General features: G+C 65.2%; 22 protein-coding genes. 13 read left to right on the top strand and 9 right to left on the bottom strand.

Features of this window, described 5'->3' with window-relative positions:
- The first annotated feature begins 2 nt into the window (after window positions 1-2).
- Window positions 3-773: an imidazole glycerol phosphate synthase subunit HisF gene (hisF, locus tag L6D77_RS16070; RefSeq protein ID WP_008091498.1), complete on the top strand. Its 771-nt coding sequence runs from the start codon at window positions 3-5 to the stop codon at window positions 771-773.
- Between the two features lie 120 nt (window positions 774-893).
- Here the strand turns inward: hisF and choV are convergent, their stop codons facing one another.
- From choV to L6D77_RS16055, 3 genes are all read right to left on the bottom strand, one after another.
- Window positions 894-2,072 (bottom strand): choline ABC transporter ATP-binding protein, encoded by a 1,179-nt coding sequence (gene choV / locus L6D77_RS16065; RefSeq protein ID WP_232883293.1) that lies wholly within the window; start codon window positions 2,070-2,072, stop codon window positions 894-896.
- The gene (gene choW / locus L6D77_RS16060) at window positions 2,069-2,917 is read right to left on the bottom strand and encodes a choline ABC transporter permease subunit (RefSeq protein ID WP_178125776.1); all 849 of its coding nucleotides are present in this window, start codon (window positions 2,915-2,917) and stop codon (window positions 2,069-2,071) included. Before choW ends, choV begins: the two co-directional genes overlap by 4 nt.
- An 81-nt stretch (window positions 2,918-2,998) precedes the next feature.
- Entirely contained in the window at window positions 2,999-3,946 is a 948-nt protein-coding gene (locus tag L6D77_RS16055) for a choline ABC transporter substrate-binding protein (RefSeq protein ID WP_232883294.1), read from the bottom strand.
- A gap of 443 nt (window positions 3,947-4,389) precedes the next feature.
- Here L6D77_RS16055 and L6D77_RS16050 point away from each other — a divergent pair, with 443 nt between their 5' ends.
- The 5 genes from L6D77_RS16050 (at window position 4,390) to L6D77_RS16030 (ending at window position 10,235) form a co-directional block, all read left to right on the top strand.
- Window positions 4,390-5,766 (top strand): L-serine ammonia-lyase, encoded by a 1,377-nt coding sequence (locus L6D77_RS16050; protein ID WP_232883295.1) that lies wholly within the window; start codon window positions 4,390-4,392, stop codon window positions 5,764-5,766.
- Between the two features lie 389 nt (window positions 5,767-6,155).
- Window positions 6,156-7,262: a choline metabolism transcriptional regulator GbdR gene (gene gbdR, locus L6D77_RS16045; protein WP_110992254.1), complete on the top strand. Its 1,107-nt coding sequence runs from the start codon at window positions 6,156-6,158 to the stop codon at window positions 7,260-7,262.
- A gap of 192 nt (window positions 7,263-7,454) precedes the next feature.
- Complete coding sequence (locus tag L6D77_RS16040) at window positions 7,455-7,835, top strand: sigma factor (protein WP_232883296.1); 381 nt, start codon at window positions 7,455-7,457, stop codon at window positions 7,833-7,835.
- A 154-nt stretch (window positions 7,836-7,989) separates the two neighbouring features.
- Window positions 7,990-8,571, top strand: a complete 582-nt coding sequence (locus L6D77_RS16035) for a peptidase M16 family protein (protein ID WP_232883297.1) — start codon at window positions 7,990-7,992, stop codon at window positions 8,569-8,571.
- Window positions 8,568-10,235, top strand: a complete 1,668-nt coding sequence (locus tag L6D77_RS16030) for an ABC transporter ATP-binding protein/permease (protein WP_232883298.1) — start codon at window positions 8,568-8,570, stop codon at window positions 10,233-10,235. Before L6D77_RS16035 ends, L6D77_RS16030 begins: the two co-directional genes overlap by 4 nt.
- Before the next feature lie 106 nt (window positions 10,236-10,341).
- Here L6D77_RS16030 and L6D77_RS16025 read toward each other — a convergent pair whose 3' ends face one another.
- The 5 genes from L6D77_RS16025 to choX all read right to left on the bottom strand — a co-directional run bounded on the left by L6D77_RS16025 (window position 10,342) and on the right by choX (window position 14,467).
- Complete coding sequence (locus L6D77_RS16025) at window positions 10,342-10,599, bottom strand: hypothetical protein (protein WP_232883299.1); 258 nt, start codon at window positions 10,597-10,599, stop codon at window positions 10,342-10,344.
- 329 nt (window positions 10,600-10,928) lie between these two features.
- Window positions 10,929-11,399: a thioesterase family protein gene (locus L6D77_RS16020; RefSeq protein ID WP_232883300.1), complete on the bottom strand. Its 471-nt coding sequence runs from the start codon at window positions 11,397-11,399 to the stop codon at window positions 10,929-10,931.
- Window positions 11,400-11,409: 10 nt separating this feature from the next.
- Window positions 11,410-12,375, bottom strand: a complete 966-nt coding sequence (locus L6D77_RS16015; RefSeq protein ID WP_232883301.1) for an L-carnitine dehydrogenase — start codon at window positions 12,373-12,375, stop codon at window positions 11,410-11,412.
- Window positions 12,376-12,513: 138 nt separating this feature from the next.
- Window positions 12,514-13,398 (bottom strand): 3-dehydrocarnitine:acetyl-CoA trimethylamine transferase CdhC, encoded by an 885-nt coding sequence (gene cdhC / locus L6D77_RS16010; protein WP_217841394.1) that lies wholly within the window; start codon window positions 13,396-13,398, stop codon window positions 12,514-12,516.
- Between the two features lie 124 nt (window positions 13,399-13,522).
- The gene (gene choX, locus L6D77_RS16005) at window positions 13,523-14,467 is read right to left on the bottom strand and encodes a choline ABC transporter substrate-binding protein (protein ID WP_232883711.1); all 945 of its coding nucleotides are present in this window, start codon (window positions 14,465-14,467) and stop codon (window positions 13,523-13,525) included.
- 147 nt (window positions 14,468-14,614) lie between these two features.
- Here choX and L6D77_RS16000 point away from each other — a divergent pair, with 147 nt between their 5' ends.
- Window positions 14,615-15,562, top strand: a complete 948-nt coding sequence (locus L6D77_RS16000; RefSeq protein ID WP_232883713.1) for a GlxA family transcriptional regulator — start codon at window positions 14,615-14,617, stop codon at window positions 15,560-15,562.
- Window positions 15,563-15,806: 244 nt separating this feature from the next.
- Here L6D77_RS16000 and L6D77_RS15995 read toward each other — a convergent pair whose 3' ends face one another.
- Complete coding sequence (locus tag L6D77_RS15995; RefSeq protein ID WP_232883715.1) at window positions 15,807-16,208, bottom strand: lysozyme inhibitor LprI family protein; 402 nt, start codon at window positions 16,206-16,208, stop codon at window positions 15,807-15,809.
- 285 nt (window positions 16,209-16,493) lie between these two features.
- Here L6D77_RS15995 and L6D77_RS15990 point away from each other — a divergent pair, with 285 nt between their 5' ends.
- The 6 genes from L6D77_RS15990 to etfB all read left to right on the top strand — a co-directional run bounded on the left by L6D77_RS15990 (window position 16,494) and on the right by etfB (window position 24,161).
- The gene (locus L6D77_RS15990) at window positions 16,494-17,471 is read left to right on the top strand and encodes a dipeptidase (RefSeq protein ID WP_003257506.1); all 978 of its coding nucleotides are present in this window, start codon (window positions 16,494-16,496) and stop codon (window positions 17,469-17,471) included.
- 77 nt (window positions 17,472-17,548) lie between these two features.
- Window positions 17,549-18,079: a DUF5943 domain-containing protein gene (locus L6D77_RS15985; protein WP_232883717.1), complete on the top strand. Its 531-nt coding sequence runs from the start codon at window positions 17,549-17,551 to the stop codon at window positions 18,077-18,079.
- A 15-nt stretch (window positions 18,080-18,094) separates the two neighbouring features.
- Window positions 18,095-20,155, top strand: coding sequence for a dimethylglycine demethylation protein DgcA (gene dgcA, locus L6D77_RS15980; protein WP_236170093.1), 2,061 nt, complete (start codon window positions 18,095-18,097; stop codon window positions 20,153-20,155).
- A 40-nt stretch (window positions 20,156-20,195) separates the two neighbouring features.
- Window positions 20,196-22,148 carry a dimethylglycine demethylation protein DgcB gene (dgcB, locus tag L6D77_RS15975; RefSeq protein ID WP_232883721.1) on the top strand — a complete coding sequence of 651 codons (1,953 nt, stop codon included), beginning with the start codon at window positions 20,196-20,198 and terminating at the stop codon, window positions 22,146-22,148.
- The gene (gene etfA, locus L6D77_RS15970) at window positions 22,148-23,380 is read left to right on the top strand and encodes an electron transfer flavoprotein subunit alpha (protein WP_232883723.1); all 1,233 of its coding nucleotides are present in this window, start codon (window positions 22,148-22,150) and stop codon (window positions 23,378-23,380) included. Before dgcB ends, etfA begins: the two co-directional genes overlap by 1 nt.
- Window positions 23,381-23,390: 10 nt before the next feature.
- Window positions 23,391-24,161, top strand: coding sequence for an electron transfer flavoprotein subunit beta (gene etfB, locus L6D77_RS15965; protein WP_232883725.1), 771 nt, complete (start codon window positions 23,391-23,393; stop codon window positions 24,159-24,161).
- Window positions 24,162-24,219: the final 58 nt, after the last annotated feature.

Genomic DNA, 24,219 nt, shown 5'->3' with positions numbered 1-24,219 from the left:
CCATGGCACTGGCCAAGCGCATCATCCCTTGCCTGGACGTGGACAACGGCCGGGTGGTCAAGGGCGTCAAGTTCGAGAACATCCGCGATGCCGGTGACCCGGTGGAAATTGCCCGGCGCTACAACGAGCAGGGCGCGGACGAGATCACCTTCCTGGATATCACCGCCAGCGTCGATGGCCGTGACACCACCTTGCATACCGTCGAGCGCATGGCCAGCCAGGTATTCATCCCGCTGACCGTGGGCGGTGGCGTGCGCACCGTGCAAGATATCCGCAACCTGCTCAACGCCGGTGCCGACAAGGTCTCGATCAACACCGCCGCGGTGTTCAACCCTGAGTTCGTCGGCGAAGCGGCCGACCGTTTCGGGTCGCAGTGCATCGTCGTCGCCATCGACGCCAAGAAGGTCTCAGGCCCGGGTGAAACCCCGCGCTGGGAGATCTTCACCCACGGCGGGCGCAAGCCTACCGGGCTGGATGCGGTGGAGTGGGCGAAGAAGATGGAAGGCCTGGGGGCCGGTGAGATCCTGCTGACCAGCATGGACCAGGACGGCATGAAGAACGGTTTCGACCTGGGCGTGACCCGCGCCATCAGCGATGCGCTGGGGATCCCGGTGATTGCCTCCGGTGGTGTGGGCAACCTGCAGCACCTGGCCGACGGGATTCTGGAAGGGCATGCCAGCGCGGTGCTGGCGGCGAGCATCTTCCACTTTGGCGAGTACACCGTGCCAGAGGCCAAGGCCTACATGGCTTCGCGCGGGATCGTGGTTCGCTGAAAACTTGATTGGGGCTGCTTTGCAGCCCTTTCGCCGGCAAGCCGGCTCCCACAAGGCATACGCAACGCCCTGTGGGAGCCGGCTTGCCGGCGAAAGGGCCGCAAGGCGGCCCCAATTGCATCACCCGTGTGTCTTGCCCAACAACGCGTGATACAGCTCGGTATCCCCCAAAATCCCCACGAGCTTGTTGTTTTCCTGCAGCACCAGCTTGTTGCCAGTCTGGTAACGAATCTGCAGCGCCTCGCGCATGCCGATGTCGGCGTGCACCACGGTCGGCCGGCGATCCAGCGCCTCCACGGCCTGCCCCGGCACCCAGTTCTGCATGTCCAGCCCGTTCTGCCCTTGGCGCGCGCGCTTGATCGAGTTGCCTTCGCCCAGGTCCAGCCACGAATCGCCGCCCGGGTCCAGGCACACCGAGCCGTTGACCCGCTTGCACTTGTCCAGGGTGCGCATCAGGCTGCGGCCGCACAGCACGTTCAGCGGGTTGGTGTGGGCGACGAAAGTACGCACGTACTCGTCGGCCGGGTTCAGCACGATCTCTTCGGGCTTGCTGTACTGGATGATCCGCCCGTCCTTCATGATGGCGATGCGGCTGCCCAGCTTCAGGGCCTCGTCCAGGTCGTGGCTGACGAACACGATGGTCTTGCTGAGTTTGCTTTGCAGGGCCAGCAGCTCATCCTGCAGGCCCTGGCGGATTAACGGGTCGAGCGCCGAGAACGGTTCGTCCATCAGCAGGATGTCGGCATCCATCGCCAGCGCCCGGGCCAGGCCCACGCGTTGCTGCATGCCACCGGAGAGCTCGTCGGGCTTTTTATTGCGCCATTGGGTCAGGCCCACCAGTTCGAGCTTTTCATCGACCAGCTTGCGCCGTTCCTTCTCCGGGCGGCCCTGCATTTCCAGGCCGAAGCTGATGTTCTCGCGCACCGTCAGCCAGGGCATCAGGGCGAACTTCTGGAACACCATGGCGATGCGCTTGGTGCGCATCATCTTCAGCTCTGCCGGGGTGCAGTGGGCGATGTCGATGTGCTTGCCTTCGTGCTCGACGAACAGCTTGCCGCGGCTGACGGTGTTCAGGCCGTTGATGCAGCGCAGCAGGCTCGACTTGCCCGAACCGGACAGCCCCATGAGCACGCAGATCTCGCCCTTGTTGATGTCCAGGTTGGCCTTCTCGACACCGACCACAAGGCCGGTCTGCTTGAGGATCTGTTCACGGGTCTTGCCTTCGTCCAGCAGCGCCAGCGCCTCGCGCGGCTTGCTGGAGAAGATGACGTCGACGTCTTCGAAACGAATGATGCTCATGCCTCACCCCTTACCGGCAGTTCCGGTTGCTTGCAGATACGGTCCAGCATGATCGCCAGCAGCACGATCGCCAGGCCCGCTTCGAAGCCGAGCGAGATATCGGCGGTGTTCAGTGCGTTGACCACAGGTTTGCCCAGGCCGTCGGCGCCCACCAGGGCGGCGATCACCACCATCGACAGCGACAGCATGATGCATTGCGTCACGCCGGCGGCGATGCTCGGCATGGCGTGGGGCAGTTCGATGCGGGTCAGCAGCTGGCGGCGCGAGCAGCCGAAGGCCTTGCCGGCGTCGAGCAGCTCCTGCGGCACGTCGCAGATGCCCAGGTAAGTGAGGCGGATGGGCGCGGCGATGGCGAACACCACCGTCGAGATCAGCCCCGGCACCACGCCCAGGCCGAACAGGGTCAACGTAGGGATCAGGTACACGAAGGTGGGTACGGTCTGCATCAGGTCCAGCACCGGGCGCATGCCGGTGTAGAACATCGGTTTGTGCGCGGCGACGATGCCCAGCGGCACGCCGATGGCCACGCACACCACGGTAGCGAAGCTCACTTGCGCCAGGGTTTCCATGGTTTCCTGCCAGTACCCCAGGTTGAGGATCAGCAGGAACGACAGGGCGACGAATACGGTAAGGGCCCATTTGCGCTGGATCAGGTGCGCGAGGGCGGCGAACAGGGCGATGAGCACGAACGGGTTGAACCAGGTCAGGGCGCCGGTGACGCCATGGATCATGAACTCCAGGCCCTTGGCGATGGCGTCGAAGTAATCGGCGCCATTCTGGGTCAACCATTCGACGAATGAGGCGATGTACTGCCCCAGGGGTATTTTCTGATCGATAAGCATGATAGCGAGCTTCCACCTGCAAAGATTGAAATCAGTTCGGGGTGGGCACGGTCCCACCCCGCGGTGTTGCCATAGCGCCTTGCGTTATTGCGTCAGTTTGGCCTTGGCCGCCTCAAGGCCCGGTTTGCCATCCACGGTCGTCACCCCGGCCAGCCAGGTGTCGAGCACTTGCGGGTTGTTCTTCAGCCACGCCTTGGCGGCCGCGTCGGCTTTCATCTTGTCGTCCAGCACCTTGCCCATCAGCTCGCTTTCCATGTCGAGGGTGAACGACAGATTCTTCAACAGCTGGCCGACGTTGCTGCATTCCTGCGCATAGCCCTTGCGGGTGTTGGTCAGCACGGTGGCCTTGCCGAAGTCGGGGCCGAAATACTCATCGCCGCCGGTGAGGTACTTCATGGCGAAGCGCTTGTTCATCGGGTGCGGTTCCCAACCCAGGAACACCACCGCCTCACCCCGTTTTTGCGCACGATCGACCTGCGACAGCATGCCCGCCTCGCTGGACTGCACCAGCTTGAAGCCGGCTGTCTTGAGGCCGAAGGCGTCCTTGTCGATCATGCTCTGGATGGTGCGGTTGCCGTCGTTGCCCGGCTCGATGCCGTAGATCTTGCCTTCCAGTTCCTTCTTGAACTTGGGGATGTCGGCAAAATCCTTCAGGCCCTTGTCATACAGCGCCTGGGGCACCGCCAGGGTGTACTTGGCGTTCTCCAGGTTGGCGCGCACGGTCTCGACGGTACCGGCATCGCGGTACTGCTTGATGTCGTTTTCCATGGTCGGCATCCAGTTGCCGAGGAACACGTCGAGGTCCTTGCCCCCGGCCAGCGACTTGTAGGTCACCGGCACCGAGATCATGTTGGTGTGAGTCTTGTACCCCAAGGCCTCGAGCACCACGCTGGTCATCGCGGTGGTCACGGTGATGTCGGTCCAGCCGACGTCGGAGAACCGTACCGTCTGGCACTGTTCGGGTTCTGCAGCCTGGGCCAGCAATGGAGCGGACAACATCGCAACCAGCAACAGCGAGGGTGAAGCTTTCATAGGTGGACTCCTGTGATTTTATCTTCGGGTTCGCGGGGGCCGTCGGCGCTTTCTAGCGGGCCGATCAGCCAGGCCTGCAGAGGGCAGGATGCGAGGCCGTGCAAAACGAGTCGCTTTCGATAATCCTCCAGCGTTCGGCAATCGCCTACTGGTGGCGTCGTATCCAGTACAGGACGGGTCGCATCCAGTACGGGCAATGTCGCAACTGGATTTTTCCACCCCCATGGCCGGGTTTTTACGCCGTCCGAGCGCTGCAAAACGGCGCGAACCGGACCGGATCAGTGCGGCGCAGCTGGACAAAAGTACGTCGGTTGCAGACGGCGAGGGGGTGGGCAAAAGCCCGATGATGCGAGCATTCCAAGGCGGCTCGACGCTTCAGCCTAGCAGTTGTGCAAGGCGGCGTTTGGCGCGACCAGGCAAGCCCATCAAGAGGTGAAGCGACAATGGCCATCAGCGTGTTCGACCTGTTCAAGATCGGTGTCGGGCCTTCCAGCTCCCACACCGTCGGCCCCATGCGCGCCGGCGCCCTGTTCGTCCAGGGCCTGCGCCAACGCGGCGAGCTGGACCAGGTGCGGCGCATCGAAGTGCGGCTGTATGGCTCGCTGTCGGCCACCGGTGTCGGGCATGGCACCGACAGCGCCACCATCATGGGCCTGATGGGCGAATGGCCCGACGCCATCGACCCGGCCCAGATCACCCCGCGCATCGCCGACCTGCGCGAAACCAACGTGCTCAAGCTCGACAACCGCCTGCCCATCGAATTCGTCTGGGCCCGCGACATGCTGCTGCTGGACGAGAACCTGCCGTACCACCCCAACGCCATGACCCTGGTGGCCGAAGGCGAGGGCGGCGAGTTGCACCGCGACACCTACTACTCGGTGGGCGGCGGTTTCGTGGTCGATGCCGCCCAGGCTGCCAGCGGCGTGCTGGACGCCGACCAGACCGTGCTGCCGTACGATTTCAACAGCGCCGCCGAGCTGCTGCGCCTGTGCAAGCAAAACGACCTGCGCGTGTCGCAATTGATGCTGGAGAACGAGAAGGTCTGGCGCACTGAGGAAGAGATCCGCGCCGGCCTGCTCAAGCTCTGGAGCGCCATGCAGGAATGCGTGAGCAACGGCCTCAAGCACGAGGGCACCTTGCCCGGCGGGCTCAATGTGCGCCGCCGCGCCGCCAAGCTGCACCGCAGCCTGCAGGAGATCGGCAAACCCAATGTGATCGGCTCGACCATGAGCGCCATGGAATGGGTCAACCTGTTCGCCCTGGCGGTCAACGAAGAAAACGCCGCCGGCGGGCGCATGGTCACCGCGCCCACCAACGGCGCGGCGGGGATCATCCCGGCGGTGCTGCACTACTACATGCGTTTTTCCGACGTGGTGGACGAGTCCAACGTGGTCGACTTCTTCCTCGGTGCCGCAGCCGTCGGCATCCTGTGCAAGAAGAACGCGTCGATTTCCGGCGCCGAGGTCGGCTGCCAGGGCGAGGTCGGCTCGGCCTGCGCCATGGCCGCCGCTGGCCTGGCCGAAGTGCTCGGTGCCACCCCGCCGCAACTGGAAAACGCCGCCGAGATCGCCCTGGAGCACAACCTCGGGCTCACCTGCGACCCGGTCGGTGGCCTGGTCCAGGTACCGTGCATCGAGCGCAACGCCATCGCTGCGGTAAAAGCGATCAACGCCGTGCAAATGGCCCTGCGCGGCGACGGCGAGCACTTCATCTCCCTCGACCAGGTGATCCGCACCATGCGCGACACCGGCGCCGACATGCACGACAAGTACAAGGAAACCTCGCGCGGGGGCCTCGCCGTCAGCGCCATCGAGTGCTGATGCGCCGTTTCTGCCCGCGCCTGACCGTTGCGCCACATTTTGGCGCAGCGGTTGTCATCTACCGGCTGTCGGCTGTCGTTACCGGTAGGGTCGTTGTCGGTGACACTCAAGTCTGTCGCATCTGGGCAACCTTCCCAGCAGTGCTACCGAATTGCTCAGCTGATTGATCCACAGGCGCTGGCGCGCCTGTTTGCGTTTAGGTCTACGCTCGATCCAGAGCCCGCTGCATGCCGCTTGTCGAGGTCGTTTTTGGGTTTTATTGGATGAGTGTTCAATTTCAGGCATGCCATTTGCGTTGAGATTGGCAAAGCCCCTGCATACGAAACGGGGCCATTACAAGAACAGTGCTCGCCTGAGGCACACCCTGCATTGTGTGAGGAGAAATCGCGATGACGTCGTACACCTCCGGGACCCCAACCCAGAACCGCACAGCACCCCAGTCCATTGGTTTTCTCCTGTTGGACAACTTCACCCTCATTTCCCTGGCGTCCGCGGTCGAACCGCTGCGCATGGCCAACCAGCTGTCCGGCCGCGAGCTGTATCGCTGGCATACCCTGACCGCCGACGGCGGCCAGGTCTGGGCCAGCGATGGCCTGCAGATCACCCCCGACGCCGCCATGCACAGCGCCCCACCCATCGACACCGTGATCGTCTGCGGCGGCGTGGGCATCCAGCGCACCGTCACCCGCGAGCACGTCACCTGGCTGCAGGCCCAGGCCCGCCAATCGCGCCGCCTCGGCGCGGTGTGCACCGGCAGCTGGGCGCTGGCCTGCGCCGGCCTGCTCGACGGCTTCGACTGCAGCGTGCACTGGGAATGCCTGGCCGCCATGCAGGAGGCCTACCCACGGGTGAACATGAGCACCCGCCTGTTCACCCTCGACCGCAACCGCTTCACCAGCTCCGGCGGCACCGCGCCGCTGGACATGATGCTGCACCTGATCAGCCGCGATCACGGCCGCGAACTGTCGGCGGCAATCTCCGAGATGTTCGTCTACGAGCGCATCCGCAACGAACAGGACCACCAGCGCGTGCCGCTCAAGCACATGCTCGGCACCAACCAGCCGAAGCTGCAGGAAATCGTCGCGCTGATGGAGGCCAACCTCGAAGAGCCGATCGACCTCGACGAACTGGCGGTGTACGTAGCGGTGTCGCGGCGCCAGCTCGAGCGCCTGTTCCAGAAGTACCTGCACTGCTCGCCATCGCGCTATTACCTCAAGCTGCGCCTGATCCGCGCGCGGCAACTGCTCAAGCAGACGCCGATGTCGATCATCGAGGTGGCCTCGGTGTGCGGCTTCGTGTCCACGCCGCACTTCTCCAAGTGCTACCGCGAGTACTTCGGCATCCCGCCGCGTGACGAGCGCGTGGGCTCCAACACCACCCAGCAGGTGGCGATGATGCCGATCCCGCAGGCCATGGCGCTGTCGCCGCACAGCGGCCCGCTGGCTGCCCTGAGCCAGGCGCGCAACGAGTCGACCTTCGCCAGCGTCAGGCTCTGACACCGCGTCGCCCGTTTCGCGGGTAAACCCGCTCCCACAGGATTTGTGCAGACCTTGAGGACTGCGTAAACCCTGTGGGAGCGGGTTTACCCGCGAAGAGGTCCGCGGCGGCAACATAAATCCATATATTGATAATGATTCTCGATAACAGGTAGCATCGCCGCCCCCGTAAGCTCCCTGGCATACCACCCCGTGGCGGACGAAAAACTGCAGCTCTACCTGGCCCACCGCCCGGCACTGGTCGATTACGCCACGCCCATCGTCGGCTGCCGCGCCCGCGCCGAGGATGTCGTCCAGGAAGCCTGGCTGCGCTTCAGCCGCCAGCCAGGCGATGCCGACATCCGCCACCCCGCCAGCTACCTCTACCGCATCGTGCGCAACCTGGCCCTCGACCAGACCCGCCGCACGGCCACGGAAAAGGCCCAGCCCGGCGGCGACGAGATCCTCGCCGAACTGCCCGCCAGCGCTGCCGCCCCGATGACGTGCGCAGCCGCCAGGAGACCACACAGCGCCAGCTCAAGTACGGCGCCGATCACTGGCAGGCGCCAGAAATTGGCCAGGTCGAGGCCCTGACCGCCAAGCAGCTGGACGCCGACTGGCTGCGCCTGGCCAGTGCGCCGGTCACCTACTACCTGATGGCCGACCTGCCAGACGAACAGGTGCAACTGCTGGCGCGCCAACTGCTGGCGACTATCCCCCGCAATGCGTTGCCGGTAGACAGCCGGCCTTGCAGCAGCCCGGCCAACGCCGTGCCGACCTGGCCATCGCCCTGGAACCGCGGGCAGTGGTGCAGGCCAGCAGCTACCACGACCAGCCCTGGAGCCCGCAAGCCGCCGTGCGTGTGGCGGTGCTGCGCGACCTGGCCAACCAGCGCCTCAAGGCGCAGCTGCGCGGCGAGGCTTCGGGCGTGTACCGGCTGAGTTTCGACAGCGAGCTGAACCCCGACACCCAGCGCGTCGAAAGCAGCCTGACGTTCACCTGCGACCCGGCGCGGGTCGATGAGCTGTGGGCCATGGCCCAGCGCACCCTGGCCAGCCTTGAGGTGGATAACGCCTGGGTGGTGAGCGAGCGCCGCGAGCTGCTGCGCCAGGAAAGCAAACGCCGCGACGATGCCCAGACCCAGTTCAAGCGCCTGGTGCTCAGCGATCGCCGCTGGCAGGACCCGCGCTACCTGCAGACCCAGGCACAGTTGCCCGAGGCGCTGACCCTGGGCGAGCTGCAACAGCAGGCACGCCAGCTGTTCCCGCGCGCCAACCAGGTACAACTGCGCCTGCTGCCATCGGTCGCTGCACAGGAGCAGGCCCGTTGAACACCCTGCGCATCTTCTACCGCCTGTGCCGGCCGTTCTGGCGTGACCGTGGCCAGTGGAAGGCCTGGCTGATGCTTGCCGCGGTGATTGGCCTGGGCCTGCTGGTGGTGCAGATCAACGTGTTGATCAACAGCTGGAGCAAGACCTTCTACGACACCCTCACCGCGTTCGATACCAGCGCGCTTTACGGGCTGGTTGGCCAGTACGCGCTGTACCTTGGTGCCTACGTGCTGATCATCGTGTGCCTGGACTACATCCGCAAAGGCCTGGTGCTGCGTTGGCGCCAGGCGATGACCGGGCGCCTGGTCGATGCCTGGCTGGCCGACCAGGCGTTCTATCGCCTGGGCTTGAGCGGTGAGCCGGACAACCCCGACCAGCGTATCGCCCAGGACGTCGAGGTGATGGTCGACCTGTCCATCGAGCTGGTGGCCTCGCTGGTGATCAACCTGGCCCAGGTTGGCGCGTTCGTGGTGATCCTGTGGAACCTCTCGGGGGTACAGAGCTTCAGCCTGTTCGGTGAAACCTGGACCGTGCATGGCTACCTGGTGTGGATCGTGCTGGCCTACACCTTGTGCGGCAGCGTGCTGACCCATGTGATCGGCAAACCCCTGCACCGCTTGAACTACGAGCGCGAACACCGCGAGGCCGACTTCCGTGCGAGCCTGTTGCGCAAGCGCGATCACGCCGAACAGATAGCCCTGTACCGCGGCGAAACCGTCGAGCGCCAGCAGCTGGCGCAGCGCTTCGCCGCCATTGCGCAGAACTGGCGGCAGTTGATGGGGCGCGAACGCGACCTGGGCCTGTTCACTGTCGCCTATCAGCGCCTGAGCCTGATCATCCCGGTGTTCGCCGCCTTGCCGGCGTTCATGGCCAAGGCCATCACCCTGGGTGGCTTGATGCAGATCCGCAGTGCCTTCAACGCCGTGCACGACTCACTGAGCTGGTTCATCAAGCTGTACAACAAGCTGGTGCGCTGGAGCGCGGCGCTGGAGCGGCTCGACCAGTTCGAACAGGCCATCGCCGCCACCCGCCAGCAGGTGGGTACGGCGCCGCGCGGCGAATGCCTGTGCACGCGCAACCTCACCCTGTGCCGACCGGACGGCAGCGTGATGCTCGCCGGGCTGCACCTGCAGGCGCAGCCCGGTCAGTGGCTGCGCCTGGCCGGGCCTAGCGGGCTGGGCAAATCGACCTTGCTGCGCACCTTGCAGGGGCTGTGGCCGTATTGCCAGGGCGACTGGCAATTGCCGCCGGGGCGCAGCCTGTTATTGCCGCAAAAGCCTTACCTGCCGCGCATGCGCTTGCGCGACCTGCTGGCTTATCCACAGCTGGACAGCTTCGCCGACTGGCGCTTGATCGATGCCCTGGCCAAGGTGGGGCTGAGCGCGCTGGACGGGCGGCTGGATGACGAACAGGAGTGGGAGCGGGTGTTGTCCGGTGGCGAGCAGCAGCGGCTGAGCATGGCGCGGGCCTTGTTGTATCGGCCCGAGACGCTGTACCTCGATGAAGCCACCAGCCAGCTGGACATGGCCAGTGCCAAGGCCCTGTTGCAGATGCTCAAGCGTGAACTGCCGGCTTGCACGGTGGTGGGGGTGACCCATCAGGAAGGGGTGGCGGGGTTGTTCGAGCGTACGCTGGCGCTGGCGAAGGTGGGAGAGACCGCGTGAAGCCTGTGCCGGCCTCATCGCTGGCAAGCCAGCTCCCACAGTGACTGCAATAGCCCCACTGTTGTGGGAGCCGGCTTGCCGGCGATGAGGCCGGTAGGGCCTGCGCTCAGGCGCGCTTGTTGAACTGCGCCAGTGCCGGCAGCAACTGCTTGTCGATGGCCTGGCGTACTGCCGGCAAGATCGTCGCGCTGCCGGTGTACATCTGTTCCACCATGCCTTTGAGCGCCCGGGCATTGGGTTCGGTCAGCCCGCGCACCACCGCTTCGCAGGCCTGCTCGGCACTGGCCCCGGCGGGAATATCGAAGCCCCGTGAGCGCAGGTGGCCCAGCAGGTCGTCCTGGTCAATCAAATCCGCATGCATCATGGCTGTTGTCCCTTTTATCGCTAAGAGAGTGCTGCTGTGATTTACGACCGATTCTGTGTCGCGCGCGACAGGGCGGCAAGGGCAGATTGTCGCGATGGCTGCTTTGGCTAAGAACAGGTCGTTTACGGCTAAATCACAAGGGGCGCGAGCCAGCACACTGGGGTCATTCACGGCACCGAGGGTTTGGTCACCCTCACTTCTCGCACAGTGGATGTTGCTCGCTCTTGGCCCCGCTGGCTCACGGCTTTGCGGGGTTGTTTTTTTCTTAACGGGCCTCTTCGCGGGCAAGCCCGCGAAGAGGCCGGTGAAAACAACGCCGGGGCTCGGGCTTACCCCGGCAAAGCGATCACCCGGCCGACCAACTCGGCGGCTGGCAGATCATGCTGCTCATGCACCAGCGAGCGAAGCAGTTCCACACTCGTTTCACCAAACGGCGCCGACCTCGGCCCCGCCAGGTCCACATGCAGCAGCATCTGCTCACTGGCCGCCAGCGCCTCGTCGAACCCCGCCCGATGCAGGCTGTGATACAGGTGCAGGCGCTTCCTGTCGAAGCCGATGATCTGCGTCTGTACCCACACTTCGGTATCCAGCTTCACCTCGTGCAAATAGTTGATATGCGCCTCCAGGGTGAACAGCGAGTGCCCGCTCTGGCCCCTGGCGTCGGCATCCAGGCCGATGCGCTCCATCAGCGCATCGGTGGCATAGCTGAAAATCAGCAGGTAGTAGGCGTCGCGCAGGTGGCCGTTGTAGTCGACCCAGTCGGGCAGCACGGCTGTGCGGTAGGTGGTCAGTGCGGGCATCGTCGTCTCCTCAGTCGCCGAAGGCCATGCCGTGCTGGGCCTTGCTGTTCTTCACCGCCTCCAGCACCGCCAGCAGCGTGTCGTCACGGTAGCGCTCCAGCGCGGCGATGCTGCGCTCGCCCAGTTGCTGCGCAGTGCCGTCGACCACATCGTCGATCAGCTTGTCGGTGAGTTCCGGCGCCGGCAGGTAAGTCCAGGGCAGTTGCAGCGCGGGGCCGAACTGGGCCATGAAATGGCGCATGCCGGCATCGCCCCCGGCCAGGGTGTAGGTGAGGAAGGTGCCCATGAACGACCAGCGCAGGCCGGCGCCGAAACGGATCGCATCGTCGATTTCGCCGGTGCTGGCGACGCCGTCGTTGACCAGGTGCAGGGCCTCGCGCCACAGCGCTTCGAGCAGGCGGTCGGCGATGAACCCGGGGACTTCCTTGCGCACATGCAGCGGGCGCATGCCCAGTGCGGTGTAGATGGTTTTCGCCGCCTCGATGGCCTGCGGGCTGGTGTTGCGCCCGCCGACGATCTCCACCAGCGGCAGCAGGTACACCGGGTTGAACGGGTGGCCGACCACGCAGCGCTCGGGGTGGGTGGCCGACTCGTAGAACTCGCTGGGCAACAGGCCCGAGGTGCTGGAGCCGATGATGGCGTCGGGCTTGGCCGCAGCGCTGATTTTCGCGTGCAGGTCGAGTTTCAGGTCCAGGCGCTCGGGGGCGCTTTCCTGGATGAAATCGGCGTCGCGCACGCATGCTTCGATGGTGGTTACGAATTTCAGGCGATCCTGCGCGGCGCCTGGGGCCAGGCCTTGTTTCTCCAAGGCTGGCCAGGCATTGGCGATGCGTTTGCGCAGCGCGGCTTCGGCGCCGGGCGCCGGGTCCCAGGCGACCACGTCCAGGCCGTGGGCCAGGGCACGGGCAACCCAGCCGCTGCCAATGACGCCGCTACCCAGGGCGGCGAAGATTTTGATGTCGGTGATGAATGGCATGTCGAGCTCTCACAATAATGTTCTGAGTTGGAGGACGACTCTGTGGGAGCGGGTTTACCCGCGAACACCGGCGCAGCCGGTGCCAGATACCGAGTCGCCTGCTTCGCGGGTAAACCCGCTCCCACAGGGGGGGAATGTTCAACGGCGCTTGAGGTTCATCTTTTCGCGGCCTTCAGCCGGGCTCAGCACGCGCCCACCCATGCGGGTGATGATCTCGGCGGCCCGCTCCACCAGTTGGCCGTTGCTGGCCAGCACACCGCGGTCCAGGTACAGGTTGTCCTCCAGCCCAACGCGCACGTTGCCGCCCAGCAGCACCGCCTGGGCGGCCATCGGCATCTGCATGCGGCCGATGCCGAAGCCGGCCCAGGTCACGTCGGCGGGCAGGTTGTCGACCATGGCCTTCATGGTGGTGGTGTCGGCCGGCGCGCCCCATGGGATGCCCAGGCACAGCTGGAACAGCGGGTCGTGCAGCAGGCCTTCCTTGATCATCTGCTTGGCGAACCACAGGTGGCCGGTGTCGAAGATCTCCAGCTCCGCTTTCACGCCCAGCTCGGTGATGCGCTTGGCGCCGGCGCGCAGCTGCGCCGGGGTGGACACGTAGATGGCGTTGCCGTCGCCGAAGTTGAGGGTGCCGCAGTCCAGGGTGCAGATCTCCGGCAGCAGTGCCTCGACATGGGCCAGGCGCTCCAGCGGGCCGATCAGGTCGGTGCCGGCGCCGAACTCCATGGGGGTTTCGCCCGGGCCGATCTCCAGGTCGCCGCCCATGCCGGCGGTGAGGTTGACGATGATGTCCACGTCGGCTTCGCGGATACGCTCCATCACTTCGCGGTACAGCGCCACGTCGCGGCTGAAACGGCCGGTTTGCGGGTCGCGGACGTGGCAGTGGACCACGGTGGCGCCGGCCTTGGCGGCCTCGACGGCGGCTTCGGCGATTTGCTTGGGAGTGACCGGGACCAGGTGGCTCTTGGCAACGGTGTCGCCGGCACCGGTGAGGGCGCAGGTGATGATGACGTCATGGTTCATGGTTGTGTTCCTTTGTGCTGTCGGTGGTGGCCCGATCGCCGGCAAGCCGGCTCCCACAGGGTTCGCGGTGAACCCTGGCGAGCAGTACGCCTGTGGGAGCCGGCTTGCCGGCGATGAGGCCCTGTCAGTTGGCGGTGAGCTTGAGGTTGTCGGCGGCCGGCTTGCCGTCGAAGGTGGTCACCCCTTCAAGCCAGCGGGCCTTGTCCTCGGGGTGGTCCTTGAGCCACTGGCGGGCCGATTCCAGCGCGTCCTTGTGGTCGAGCAGCGGCTGCATCATGCGGCTCTCGTCCTCGGCGCTGAAACTCAGGTTGGTCAGCAGGCGGTGGGCGTTGGGGCAGCGTTCGGCGTAGTCCGGCGCGGTCACCGTCCACACCGTGGCACGGCCTTCGTCCGGGCCGAGGGCGTCCTGGCTGTCGCCCAGGTAGACCATGTCGATGTTCACGTTCATCGGGTGCGGCGCCCAGCCGAAGAACACCACCGCCTCGTTGCGCCGCACGGCGCGGTCGACCGCGGCGAGCATGCCGGCCTCGCTGGACTCGACCAGCTGGAACTTGCCCAGCTCGAACTGGTTCTTGGCGATCATCGCCTTGATCTGGGTGTTGGCGCCCGAGCCTGGCTCGATGCCGTAGATCTTGCCGCCCAGCTCTTTCTGGAACTTGTGGATATCGGCGAACGTCTTCAAACCCTTGTCGGCGAGGTATTTCGGCACTGCCAGGGTGGCGCGCGCATCCTCAAGGCTCGGCTTGTCGAGCACCTTCACCTGGCTGGCGGTAACGAACGGGGTGATGGTCTGGGTCATGATCGGGTTCCAGTAACCCAGGAACATGTCCAGGCGCTTGTCGCGGATGCCAGCGAAGATGATCTGCTGCGAGGCGCTGGTCTGCTTGGTCTGGTAGCCCAGGCCGTCGAGCAGCACCTGGGCCATGGCGCTGGTGGCGATCACGTCGGTCCAGTTGACCACGCCCAGGCGCACGTCCTTGCAGGCGGCGGGTTCGGCGGCGAACAGGGGGGTAACTACGGTGGTGCTGAGCGCGAGGGACAACAGGCTGCGGCGGATAAAGCGTTGCATGGTGGCTCTCCATCGGCAGTGCATATTGTTATGGGGTCCGGCCTCTGCGGGCCGTGAGAACACGCTACGCTGGTGGCGGGGTGGGAAATCGCACCCTGGCGACCAACACTTGCACGCAGGCGACCACTTCTTTGTGGGGAGCATGGGATGTCGGAAACACTGCATTTCCTCCTGTTGCCGGGCTTCTCGGCCATGGGCTTCATCAGCGCCATCGAGCCGCTGCGGGTGGCCAATCGCTTCCGCGGCGCGCTGTACCAGTGGCGCGTGCTCAGCCTCGATGGCGGCGCGGTGCAGGCCAGCAACGGCATGTCGGTGAATGCCGATGGCGCACTGGGCGAGGGTGAACAGGTACGCCTGCTGTTGGTGGTGGCCGGCTTCGAGCCACTGGCCTGCTATGGGCCGGCCCTGCAACAGGCGCTGCGCCGCCTTGACCATGAAGGCGCGGTGCTGGGCGGTATCGACACGGGGGCCATGCTGCTGGCCGAGGCCGGCTTGCTCGATGGCTATCGCGCCACCCTGCACTGGGAGGCGCTGGAGGCGTTCAAGGAGCGCTACCCGCGCCTGCAGGCGACCCAGGAGCTGTTCGAACTGGACCGCCGGCGCATCACCTGCGCCGGCGGCACCGCGTCCATCGACCTGATGCTCGACCTGATCGCCCAGGCCCATGGCAGCGAGCTGGCGGTGCAGGTGTCCGAGCAGTTCGTGCTCGGCCGCATCCGCCCGCGACAGGACCACCAGCGCATGCAGATCGCCAGCCGTTATGGGCTGCGCAACAAGAAGCTGGTGAAGGTGATCGGCGAAATGGAGCGCAACACCGAGTTGCCGCTCAACACCCAGGTGCTGGCCGAGGCGATACAGGTCACCCGGCGCCAGCTGGAGCGGCTGTTCCGCCTGCACCTGGACGACACGCCCAGTGGTTTCTACCTGCGTTTGCGCCTGGACAAGGCCCGGCAGCTGTTACGCCAGACCGACATGAGTGTGCTGGAGGTGGCGGTGGCCTGCGGATTCGAGTCGGCGTCGTATTTCACCCGTTGCTACCGGGCCCGGTTTGAGCGGTGCCCGCGGGAGGACCGGCGGGTGGCGGCAGTGTCATGATGTGAGCATGCGTGTTGCCTGTACCGGCCTCATCGCCGGCAAGCCGGCTCCCACATGGGTTGCATGGATTCTGTAGGAGCGGCCTTGTGTCGCGAACGGGCTGCGCAGCAGCCCCAGGATTTCCGGATCGATACAAAATTGCTGGGCCTGCTTTGCAGCCCTTTCGCGACACAAGGCCGCTCCTACAATTGCCGTGCAGTCCATGTGGGAGCCGGCTTGCCGGCGATGAGGCCAATACGGGCAATCACTGCTGCCCGATGGTCTGCAGATACTCCGAGCGCTCGTCGCTACGCTGCGCCACGCAGGTATTCCACGCCGCCTCGAAGGCCTTGCTGCCGGGCTTCTCGGCATAGGTCTCGACCTTGCAGTCGGCATCGCGCAGTTGGGCCCAGAGTTTTTCCGCAGCCTCCATCTTCGCGCTCAGCGCCGTGGCCTTGTCGGTTTCATCGGCGTACTGGTCGCGGATGCGCTGGATCAGCTCGTCATAGGCCGCCTTCAGTTCGCGCTCGGCGGTCTGTTTGTTGTAGGCCGCGCAGGCATAGCCCTGCTGGTCGGTCTCGACGTTGTCGCAGGGCGTGCTTTCTTCCTCGGCGGCCTGGGCGCCGCATGCGACGGCCAGCAGGACCAGCCATGCCATTGATTTCATCCGTTTTCTCCTGAACAGGCTGACGAATCGCAGGGATTCTCGCTCAGCCTCGGGCGCGGCGATAGCTCCCTGACGAAATGTTCATCAAAGGCTTACAAGGGCCGTTGTCGAGACTGGCTCTCATCTGCAAGGCGCAGGCCAGAGCGTGCCCTGTCGGGCTTTGACGCTTTCGGCAAACCCCCTGTCGTTTTTGCATCGGGGCGCCTCGGGCGGCAGGCATATGCTGGCCCCAAAGCGCCGGCACAAGGTTTGGCGCCAGCAAACTCAATAAAAGGGGACAGCCTGATGAGCCCAGCCGAACTTCACGCCGACAGCATCGTCATCGACGGTTTGATCATTGCCAAGTGGAACCGCGAGCTGTTCGAAGACATGCGCAAGGGCGGGCTGACCGCGGCCAACTGCACCGTGTCGGTGTGGGAGGGCTTCAAGGCCACCGTCGACAACATCGCCGCCAGCCAGAAGCTGATCCGCGACAACAGCGACCTGGTGATGCCGGTGCGCACCACCGCCGATATCCGCAAGGCCAAGGAACTGGGCAAGACCGGCATCCTCTTCGGCTTCCAGAACGCCCATGCGTTCGAAGACCAGATCGCTTACGTAGACGTGTTCAAGCAGCTGGGCGTGGGCATTGTGCAGATGTGCTACAACACCCAGAACCTGGTCGGTACCGGCTGCTACGAGCGTGACGGCGGCCTGTCGGGCTTCGGGCGCGAGATCGTCGCCGAGATGAACCGCGTCGGCATCATGTGCGACCTCTCGCACGTGGGCTCCAAGACCTCCGAAGAAGTCATCCTCGAATCGAAAAAGCCGGTGTGCTATTCCCACTGCCTGCCATCGGGCCTCAAGGAACACCCGCGCAACAAATCGGACGAAGAGCTGAAGTTCATCGCCGACCACGGCGGTTTCGTCGGCGTGACCATGTTCGCGCCGTTTTTGGCCAAGGGCATCGACTCGACCATCGACGACTACGCCGAGGCCATCGAGTACACCATGAACATCGTCGGTGAAGACGCCATCGGTATCGGCACCGACTTCACCCAGGGCCACGGCCAGGACTTCTTCGAATACCTGACCCACGACAAGGGCTACGCCCGCCGCCTGACCAACTTCGGCAAGATCATCAACCCGCTCGGTATTCGTACCGTCGGCGAGTTCCCCAACCTCACCGAGACCCTGCTCAAGCGCGGCCATTCCGAGCGCGTGGTACGCAAGATCATGGGCGAGAACTGGGTCAACGTCCTCAAGGATGTGTGGGGCGAGTAAGCCGCACTCCAAGCCTGAAAACCCCGGCCAGCAACGCCGGGGCCTCCCAACAGAAAATTTTATGGAGTTGAGTTTCCATGGCCAAGATCGCCCCGCAATTGCCAATCGAAGTCGACAGCGAGACCGGTGTCTGGACCAGCGACGCCCTGCCGATGCTCTACGTGCCTCGGCATTTCTTCGTCAACAACCACATGGGCATCGAGGAAGTGCTGGGCGCCGACGCCTACGCCGAGATCCTCTACAAGGCCGGCTACAAGTCCGCCTGGCACTGGTGCGAAAAAGAAGCCGAGTGCCATGGCCTGGAAGGCGTGGCGGTGTTCGAGCACTACATGAAACGCCTGAGCCAGCGTGGCTGGGGCCTGTTCAAGATCCAGGACATCGACCTGGATAAAGGCACCTGCAGCGTCAAGCTCGAGCACTCGGCGTTCGTCTATGTGTACGGCAAGTGCGGCCGCAAGGTCGACTACATGTTCACCGGCTGGTTCGCCGGTGCCATGGACCAGATTCTCGCTGCCCGCGGCAGCAAGATCCGCACCGTGGCCGAACAGGTCTACGGCGGGTCGGAAGAAGGCCACGAAGATGGCCTGTTCGTTACAAAGCCGTTGTAAGCCGGAGATAGCGTCATGGCCTTCGAAGCAATGTTCCAGCCGATCCAGATCGGCAAACTGACCATCCGCAACCGTGTGCTCAGCACCGCGCACGCCGAGGTGTATGCCACCGACGGCGGGATGACCACCGACCGCTATGTGAAGTACTACGAAGAGAAGGCCAAGGGCGGCATCGGCCTGGCGATCTGCGGCGGCTCGTCCGTGGTGGCCATCGACAGCCCGCAGGAGTGGTGGTCGTCGGTCAACCTGTCCACCGACCGCATCATCCCGCACTTCCAGAACCTGGCTGACGCCATGCACAAGCATGGCGCCAAGATCATGATCCAGATTACCCACATGGGCCGCCGCTCGCGCTGGGACGGTTTCAACTGGCCGACCCTGATGTCGCCGTCGGGCATCCGTGAACCGGTGCACCGCGCCACCTGCAAGACCATCGAAGTGGAAGAGATCTGGCGCGTGATCGGCAACTACGCACAGGCTGCGCGCCGGGCCAAGGAAGGCGGCCTGGACGGCGTCGAGCTGTCGGCGGTGCACCAGCACATGATCGACCAGTTCTGGAGCCCACGGGTCAACAAGCGTACCGACGAGTGGGGCGGCATCTTCGAAGGCCGCATGAAGTTCGGCCTGGAAGTGCTCAAGGCCGTGCGCAAGGAAGTCGGTGACGACTTCTGCGTGGGCATGCGTATCTGCGGCGACGAGTTCCACCCCGATGGCCTGAGCCACGAGGACATGAAGCAGATCGCCGCCTACTACGACGCCACCGGCATGCTCGATTTCATCGGCGTGGTCGGCTCGGGCTGCGACACCCACAACACCCTGGCCAACGTCATCCCCAACATGAGCTACCCGCCGGAGCCGTTCCTGCACCTGGCCGCCGGCATCAAGGAAGTGGTCAAGGTCCCGGTGCTGCACGCGCAGAACATCAAGGACCCGAACCAGGCCACGCGCATCCTCGAAGGCGGCTATGTGGACATGGTCGGCATGACCCGCGCCCATATCGCCGACCCGCACCTGATCGCCAAGATCAAGATGGGCCAGGTGGACCAGATCAAGCAGTGCGTCGGCGCCAACTACTGCATCGACCGCCAGTACCAGGGCCTGGACGTGCTGTGCATCCAGAACGCCGCCACCTCCCGTGAATACATGGGCGTGCCGCACATCATCGAGAAAACCACCGGCGCCAGGCGCAAGGTGGTGATCGTTGGCGCAGGCCCCGCCGGCATGGAGGCCGCCCGCGTGGCCGCCGAGCGTGGCCACGACGTGACCGTGTTCGAGAAGAAAGAGCAGATCGGCGGGCAGATCACCATCGCCGCCAAGGCCCCGCAACGCGACCAGATCGCCGGCATCACCCGCTGGTACCAGCTGGAGTTCGCCCGCCTGAAGATCGACCTGCGCCTGGGCACCGCCGCGGATGTGGCGACCATCCAGGACCTGCGCCCGGACATCATCGTGCTGGCGGTGGGCGGCCATCCGTTCGTCGAGCAGAACGAGCACTGGGGCGCCGCCGAGGGGCTGGTGGTGAGCAGCTGGGACGTGCTCGACGGCAAGGTCGCGCCGGGCAAGAACGTGCTGGTGTACGACACCATCTGCGAGTTCACCGGCATGTCGACGGCGGACTTCATTGCCGACAAGGGCAGCCAGGTCGAGATCGTCACCGACGACATCAAGCCGGGCGTGGCCATGGGCGGCACCAGCTTCCCCACCTACTACCGCAGCATGTACCCCAAAGAAGTGATCATGACCGGCGACATGATGCTGGAGAAGGTCTACCGCGAAGGCGACAAGCTGGTGGCGGTGCTCGAGAACGAGTACACCGGCGCCAAGGAAGAGCGGGTGGTGGACCAGGTGGTGGTGGAGAACGGCGTGCGCCCCGACGAGCAGCTGTACTACGCGCTGAAAGACGGTTCGCGCAACAAGGGCCAGATCGACGTGGAAGCGCTGTTCGCCATCAAGCCGCAGCCGATCCTCAGCCAGCCGGGCGAGGGCTACCTGCTGTATCGCATCGGCGACTGCGTGGCCCAGCGCAACGTGCATGCGGCGATCTACGACGCCTTGCGCCTGTGCAAGGATTTCTGATCGCGCTATCGGCACACATTGGCCCCTGTGGGAGCCTCCCATGTTGAACACCCTTCTACCCATCCTGCTGTTCGCAGCGCTCGCCCTGGCGGTGCTCGGCGCCCTGCGCCGGGTGCGCATGTGGCGGCGTGGGCGGCCGAGCAAGGTCGATTTGCTCGGCGGCCTGCTGGCCATGCCACGGCGTTACCTGGTGGACTTGCACCACGTGGTCGAGCGCGACAAGTACATGTCCAAGACCCACGTGGCCACCGCCGGCGGCTTCGTGCTCTCGGCCGTGCTGGCGATCCTGGTGCACGGCTTCGGCCTGCACAGCAAGATCCTTGGCTACGCCCTGCTGGTCGCCACGGTGATCATGTTCAGCGGTGCCCTGTTCGTCTTCAAGCGCCGCCTCGACCCACCTGCGCGCCTGTCCAAGGGCCCGTGGATGCGCCTGCCCAAGAGCCTGCTGATGTTCGCGGCAAGCTTCTTCATCGCCACGCTGCCGGTGGCCGGCATCCTGCCCGAAGGCACCGGTGGCTGGGTGCTGGTGGCGCTGCTGGGTGTTGGCGTGCTGTGGGGCGTGTCCGAGCTGTTCTTCGGCATGACCTGGGGCGGGCCGATGAAGCACGCCTTCGCCGGTGCCCTGCACCTGGCCTGGCACCGCCGTGCCGAGCGCTTTGGCGGCGGCCGTTCCACCGGCCTCAAGCCGCTGGACCTGGAAGACCCGAACGCGCCACTGGGCGTGGAGAAACCGGTCGATTTCACCTGGAACCAGCTGCTCGGCTTCGACGCCTGCGTGCAGTGCGGCAAGTGCGAAGCCATGTGCCCGGCGTTTGCCGCCGGCCAGCCTTTGAACCCGAAAAAGCTCATCCAGGACATGGTCATCGGCCTGGCCGGTGGCACCGACGCCACGTTCGCCGGCAGCCCCTATCCGGGCAAGCCGATCGGCGAGCACGGCGGCCATCCGCACCAGCCGATCGTCAACGGCCTGGTCGATGCCGAAACCCTGTGGTCGTGCACCACCTGCCGCGCCTGCGTGGAGGAGTGCCCGATGATGATCGAGCACGTCGATGCCATCGTCGACATGCGCCGCCACCTCACCCTGGAGAAGGGCGCCACCCCGAACAAGGGCGCCGAGGTGCTGGACAACCTGATCGCCACCGACAACCCCGGTGGCTTCGCCCCCGGCGGGCGGATGAACTGGGCCGCCGATCTCAACCTGCAGCTGCTCAGTGAGGTGAAGCGCACCGAGGTGCTGTTCTGGGTTGGCGATGGGGCTTTCGACATGCGCAACCAGCGCACCCTGCGTGCCTTTGTCAAAGTGCTCAAGGCCTCTGGCGTGGACTTTGCCGTGCTTGGCCTGGAAGAGCGCGACAGCGGTGACGTGGCCCGTCGCCTGGGTGATGAAGCGACCTTCCAGCAACTGGCCAAGCGCAATATCCAGACCCTGGCCAAGTACCAGTTCCAGCGCATCGTCACGTGCGACCCGCACAGCTTCCATGTGCTGAAGAACGAATACGGCGCCCTCGGCGGCGACTACCAGGTACAGCACCACAGCACCTACATCGCCGAACTGATCGCTGCCGGCAAGCTCAACCTCGGCCAGCACAAAGGCGGCAGCGTCACCTACCACGACCCGTGCTACCTGGGCCGTTACAACGGCGAGTACGAGGCCCCGCGCGACGTGCTCAAGGCCTTGGGTATCGAAGTACGCGAGATGCAGCGCTCGGGCTTCCGTTCCCGTTGCTGCGGCGGTGGTGGCGGTGCGCCGATCACCGACATCCCGGGCAAGCAGCGTATCCCCGACATGCGCATGGACGATATCCGCGAGACCGAGGCGGAGCTGGTGGCGGTGGGTTGCCCACAGTGCACGGCGATGCTCGAGGGCGTGGTCGAACCGCGCCCACAGATCAAGGACCTCGCCGAGTTGGTCGCCGATGTACTGATCGAAGATGAGGCCCCCGCCAGCGCAAAGTCGCCTGCGGCCAAACGTGAACCTGCGGAGGTGCACTGATGAGCGACATCATCCGCCGCGACCCACGCGCCGAGTGGATCGCCCGTAACCGCCTGCACCCGCTGCATGCAGCGATGCAGACGCAACAAACCCGCTGGATGGGCCCCAACGGCCTGATGCGCAAGAACCCCCATGCGATCGCTGCCGGCTTCATCGGCCCCAGCGGCCTCAAGCGCATCGACCGCAGCGGCGCCCAGCAGGGCACCGGTGTGGGCGGTCGGCGCACGGCCGCCGCCGAAGTCCAGCTGCCGCTGCACCAGGTGGCCGAGCCTGCGTTCTACATCGCCGTGGTGCCGGACATGGTCGGCGGCCGCCTCGGCAGCCACGACCGCGACCTGCTTGGCCTGGCCCACAGCCTGGCCGGCAGCGACGGCGCGGTGCTGGCCGTGGTGTTCGGTGAACACAAGGAAAGCAACTTTTCCACAGCGGGCGTCGACCGCCTGCTGGTCATCGAGGGCGAGGCCTTCGAAGGTTATGCACCGGAGCAATTGGTCCAGGGCCTGCGGGCTGTGGATAACCAGTTCGCGCCGCGCCACTGGCTGCTGCCCGATAGCCGCACCGGTGGTGGTGAACTGGGCCGGCGCTTCGGCGCGGCCCTGGGCGAACGCCCGGCGACGCGGGTGTGGCAGGTCAAGGATGGCCAGTGCATCGGCCGTGCTGGCGCCGGCCAGCAGGACATCCAGCGCGACGTGCCACGCTTGATCCTGGCCGCCGCCGAGTGCGCCGAGCCGGTGAGCGAAACCCGCCACGAAGCATTGCCGGTGGAGTTGTCCACAGGTGTGGCGCGCAGCCTGTCGCGCATCGAGGACCTCGGCTCGGTGGCCGTGGACCCGGCTGCCATTGCCATGGCCGAGGCCGAGTTCATCGTCTCTGGCGGCAACGGCGTCAAGGACTGGGACCTGTACCACCAGGCCACCAAGGCCCTCGGCGCCACCGAAGGCGCCTCGCGCGTGGCGGTGGACGACGGCTTCATGCCGCGCAACCGCCAGGTGGGCGCCACCGGCACCTGGGTCACCGCGCGGGTGTATGTGGCTGTGGGTATCTCTGGCGCGATCCAGCACCTGCAGGGCATCGGCGCCTGCGACAAGGTGGTGGCGATCAACATGGACCCGGGCTGCGACATGATCAAACGGGCCGACCTGTCGGTGATTGGCGACAGCTCGGCGATTCTCAAGGCACTGATCGAGGCTGTGGACAACTACCGCAGCGGCGGCCAGCGCGACGCGGCATAAGGGCACGAGCATGAGTACGAAAGTGATCAGCCTGGTTTCCATCGGTGCCCACCCCAGCTCCGGTCGCGCTCGCCGCGCCGAGCAGGATGCACGCGCGGTGGAGCTGGGCTTGCAGCTGGCTGGGGATAACTTGCAGGTGGTGCATGCCGGCGACCCCCGCGAAGAGGCCTTGCGTGCTTACCTGGGCATGGGCCTGGAGCACCTGGATGTATTGGAGCAGCCCGCTGGCGCCGATGTGCTGGGCGTGCTGGGGGATTACCTGCGTGACGCTGGCGCCCAGCTGGTGCTCACCGGCAGCCAGGCCGAGACCGGTGAAGGTTCGGGCATGCTGCCATTCCTGTTGGCCGAGAAGCTCGGTTGGCCGCTGGTGGTGGGGCTGGCCGAGGTGGAGTCGATCGAAAACGGTACCGCCCAGGTGCTGCAAGCCCTGCCACGGGGCCAGCGGCGCCGGCTGAAGGTGCGGCTGCCGTTGCTTGCGACTGTGGATAACGCTGCGCCCAAGCCGCGCCAGAGCGCGTTCGGCCCGGCCCGGCGGGGTGTGCTGGCTGAGCATGAGGTGGCGGTGGTGGACGACCCAGTGCTGGGTGATGACGCCCTGCAGCCCGCGCGGCCACGGCCCAAGCGGCTCAAGGTGATCAAGGCCAAGAGCGGTGCGGATCGTATGAAGGCCGCCACGGCCAAGGCCAGTGGCGGCGGGGGCAAGGTGCTCAAGGACGTTTCTCCACAAGAGGGCGCCGAGGCGATCCTCAAGCTGCTGGTGGAGGAGGGGGTGTTGCGCTGAGTCGCTGCCCCTACACATGACGTGTTGATTTAGCAGGCACCTGTGGGAGCGGCTTTAG

The organism is Pseudomonas parasichuanensis (assembly GCF_021601385.1).
Taxonomy (GTDB): domain Bacteria; phylum Pseudomonadota; class Gammaproteobacteria; order Pseudomonadales; family Pseudomonadaceae; genus Aquipseudomonas; species Aquipseudomonas parasichuanensis.
This window is presented reverse-complemented; position numbering and strand designations above follow the sequence as displayed.

What these genes read in the sequence shown, in the direction of transcription:
- hisF (WP_008091498.1), top strand. Translation starts at nt 3, where the DNA reads ATGGCACTGGCCAAGCGCATCATCCCTTGCCTGGACGTGGACAACGGC.
- choV (WP_232883293.1), bottom strand. Translation starts at nt 2,072, where the DNA reads ATGAGCATCATTCGTTTCGAAGACGTCGACGTCATCTTCTCCAGCAAG.
- L6D77_RS16055 (WP_232883294.1), bottom strand. Translation starts at nt 3,946, where the DNA reads ATGAAAGCTTCACCCTCGCTGTTGCTGGTTGCGATGTTGTCCGCTCCA.
- L6D77_RS16050 (WP_232883295.1), top strand. Translation starts at nt 4,390, where the DNA reads ATGGCCATCAGCGTGTTCGACCTGTTCAAGATCGGTGTCGGGCCTTCC.
- gbdR (WP_110992254.1), top strand. Translation starts at nt 6,156, where the DNA reads ATGACGTCGTACACCTCCGGGACCCCAACCCAGAACCGCACAGCACCC.
- L6D77_RS16025 (WP_232883299.1), bottom strand. Translation starts at nt 10,599, where the DNA reads ATGATGCATGCGGATTTGATTGACCAGGACGACCTGCTGGGCCACCTG.
- L6D77_RS16020 (WP_232883300.1), bottom strand. Translation starts at nt 11,399, where the DNA reads ATGCCCGCACTGACCACCTACCGCACAGCCGTGCTGCCCGACTGGGTC.
- L6D77_RS16015 (WP_232883301.1), bottom strand. Translation starts at nt 12,375, where the DNA reads ATGCCATTCATCACCGACATCAAAATCTTCGCCGCCCTGGGTAGCGGC.
- cdhC (WP_217841394.1), bottom strand. Translation starts at nt 13,398, where the DNA reads ATGAACCATGACGTCATCATCACCTGCGCCCTCACCGGTGCCGGCGAC.
- choX (WP_232883711.1), bottom strand. Translation starts at nt 14,467, where the DNA reads ATGCAACGCTTTATCCGCCGCAGCCTGTTGTCCCTCGCGCTCAGCACC.
- L6D77_RS16000 (WP_232883713.1), top strand. Translation starts at nt 14,615, where the DNA reads ATGTCGGAAACACTGCATTTCCTCCTGTTGCCGGGCTTCTCGGCCATG.
- L6D77_RS15995 (WP_232883715.1), bottom strand. Translation starts at nt 16,208, where the DNA reads ATGAAATCAATGGCATGGCTGGTCCTGCTGGCCGTCGCATGCGGCGCC.
- L6D77_RS15990 (WP_003257506.1), top strand. Translation starts at nt 16,494, where the DNA reads ATGAGCCCAGCCGAACTTCACGCCGACAGCATCGTCATCGACGGTTTG.
- L6D77_RS15985 (WP_232883717.1), top strand. Translation starts at nt 17,549, where the DNA reads ATGGCCAAGATCGCCCCGCAATTGCCAATCGAAGTCGACAGCGAGACC.
- dgcA (WP_236170093.1), top strand. Translation starts at nt 18,095, where the DNA reads ATGGCCTTCGAAGCAATGTTCCAGCCGATCCAGATCGGCAAACTGACC.
- dgcB (WP_232883721.1), top strand. Translation starts at nt 20,196, where the DNA reads ATGTTGAACACCCTTCTACCCATCCTGCTGTTCGCAGCGCTCGCCCTG.
- etfA (WP_232883723.1), top strand. Translation starts at nt 22,148, where the DNA reads ATGAGCGACATCATCCGCCGCGACCCACGCGCCGAGTGGATCGCCCGT.
- etfB (WP_232883725.1), top strand. Translation starts at nt 23,391, where the DNA reads ATGAGTACGAAAGTGATCAGCCTGGTTTCCATCGGTGCCCACCCCAGC.